Source organism: Lacimonas salitolerans (genome assembly GCF_042677865.1).
GTDB classification, from domain to species: Bacteria; Pseudomonadota; Alphaproteobacteria; order Rhodobacterales; family Rhodobacteraceae; genus Lutimaribacter; species Lutimaribacter salitolerans.
In genome coordinates this window covers 1-1,731 of sequence record NZ_JBHUDD010000092.1, presented here as the reverse complement: position 1 = coordinate 1,731, position 1,731 = coordinate 1, and the positions used below count along the sequence as shown (strand labels likewise).

General features: G+C 56.2%; 2 protein-coding genes. One reads left to right on the top strand and one right to left on the bottom strand.

The genetic code is table 11. The features are described 5' to 3' along the window. Positions 1-579: 579 nt before the first annotated feature. Positions 580-1,218 (top strand): tetratricopeptide repeat protein, encoded by a 639-nt coding sequence (locus ACFTOW_RS13455; RefSeq protein ID WP_379916558.1) that lies wholly within the window; start codon positions 580-582, stop codon positions 1,216-1,218. Positions 1,219-1,279: 61 nt separating this feature from the next. Here the strand turns inward: ACFTOW_RS13455 and ACFTOW_RS13450 are convergent, their stop codons facing one another. Beyond that, a complete protein-coding gene (locus ACFTOW_RS13450; protein WP_379916556.1) occupies positions 1,280-1,621 on the bottom strand; it encodes a hypothetical protein in 342 nt (113 codons plus the stop codon). Between the last annotated feature and the right edge of the window lie 110 nt (positions 1,622-1,731).

Here is a 1,731-nt window from a genome sequence, read left to right as displayed (position 1 = left end):
GCGGATCAAGGTCACCTCCCATTTGGCAACCTTGAATCACTTCGAAGCCGATATGGGAATCCTTAAACGTCAACAGACCCTAATAAGTGCAACGGTTGACTGTTTGACTCCCCCTCAATTCTCTGACTGTGTTCGATTCCTGTGCATGTGCCCCTGTCAGACTGTCGGGGCGGTTCTTGGCAGGATTGTAAACTCTATGCGAACCCTCGGGGGATAGGATCGCAAGTAACTGTTTTAAAATGATTTATACTTGTATCCTGGGGCTGGCCTCGCAGTATGCCCGGGAATGCCGGACAAGGTGCGGGCCGATATTTTTCTATTCACCGCGCGTGACTGACCCATTTTTATCACCGGGCCGCATGGTAGAATGTGCGGTTGGTTAACGACGCACAATCAGGGATAGATTGGAATAATTCAAACAACTAACAATGGTTGCCTTGAGGACCTGGGATGGCAGTGAATGCGCCCCATGTGATTCCTTGGGGGCAATTGTTTTTGCGATGCATGACCACATGGCATTGCCCGGCTGGCCGTCCCGGCGCATAAACGGGCATGCAACAGACAAGGGCATGACGCGGCATGGAGCGATTTCTGATCACGACAAGCACTGTGGCCATCTTGCTGGTGGGCGGCGGATCTGTATTGACGCTGGCGGCGAATGCGCCGGCCTTCAATGCCGAGTTGCGGCGCGGGAATGTCTTTGATCAGCCAATTCTGGCGGTCGGTGCCGATATGTACGATCGCGCCAGCTATCTGATGCAGCAGGCTGCGTCCTATATCCGCGCCGATCTGTTGCCTTACGCGGATGATCCCGACCGGCTGACCGCCCCGGTCGAGGTCGTTGCCGAACGCGGCTCGCAGGCGGTTGCGCTGATGGACGAAAGTCTCTCGCTCAATCCCGGCAATGCCCATGCCTGGGCGGTGATGGCCTCGGCCCGAATCTATTCAGGCGATATCGAGGGCGCGCGCGATGCCTTGCGCACATCATGGGAACTGGCCCCGCATAATTTTTCGCTGGCACCGGAACGTCTGGATCTGGCTTTGGTGCTGTTCGATCCGCTGACCGATGATGTCGACGATATCCTGACTGACGCGGACCGCGCCGCAATGCGACGGGATCTGGATACGGTGATCCGCCATCACCGGGCTGAAGATGTCGGATTCTATCGCGAAGAGCTTGAACTGTCAGGCCTGGACCTGGAACTGCCTCAGGAATGAGTGTCCACCAAAGCAAAAGGCCCCTGCAGTGCAGAGGCCTTTATCAGATCGGTTTGAGGTTTCAGCTTCTGCTAACCGGCAGATCATAACGCACGATGATCGTATCGAGCTGACCAGCGGTATAAAAATTGCGTGCCATGCGACGTGTCGTTACAAGAAAGCTGAAACGTGCGCGCTGGCTGCGGAGTTTCTGGCGCAGCATGTCGCGCTCGGCCCGGTCGGTCGAAGCCCGGAACTGGGCTTGGGTGGCATCGAATTCTGTGCGCAGCTCACTCAGGATGTCGCCAAGCGCATGATACGTCTGGTTGCGCTGCTGTTGCAGCGTCATCGCCGATGCCTGAGGCGCCGGTGCAGTTGCAAACAACGTCAGCGCCAATGCGATAGTGATGAAGAGTTTTTTCACGAATCCGCCTCGAAGTAAGTTTCATTCTTAGTACTACAGTTGCGCATTATGGCGAGTCTTTCGATGTGCGATGGCGGCAGCGACTTGATGCTCGCGTCGCCACCGCGACC

What these genes read in the sequence shown, in the direction of transcription:
- ACFTOW_RS13455 (WP_379916558.1), top strand. Translation starts at nt 580, where the DNA reads ATGGAGCGATTTCTGATCACGACAAGCACTGTGGCCATCTTGCTGGTG.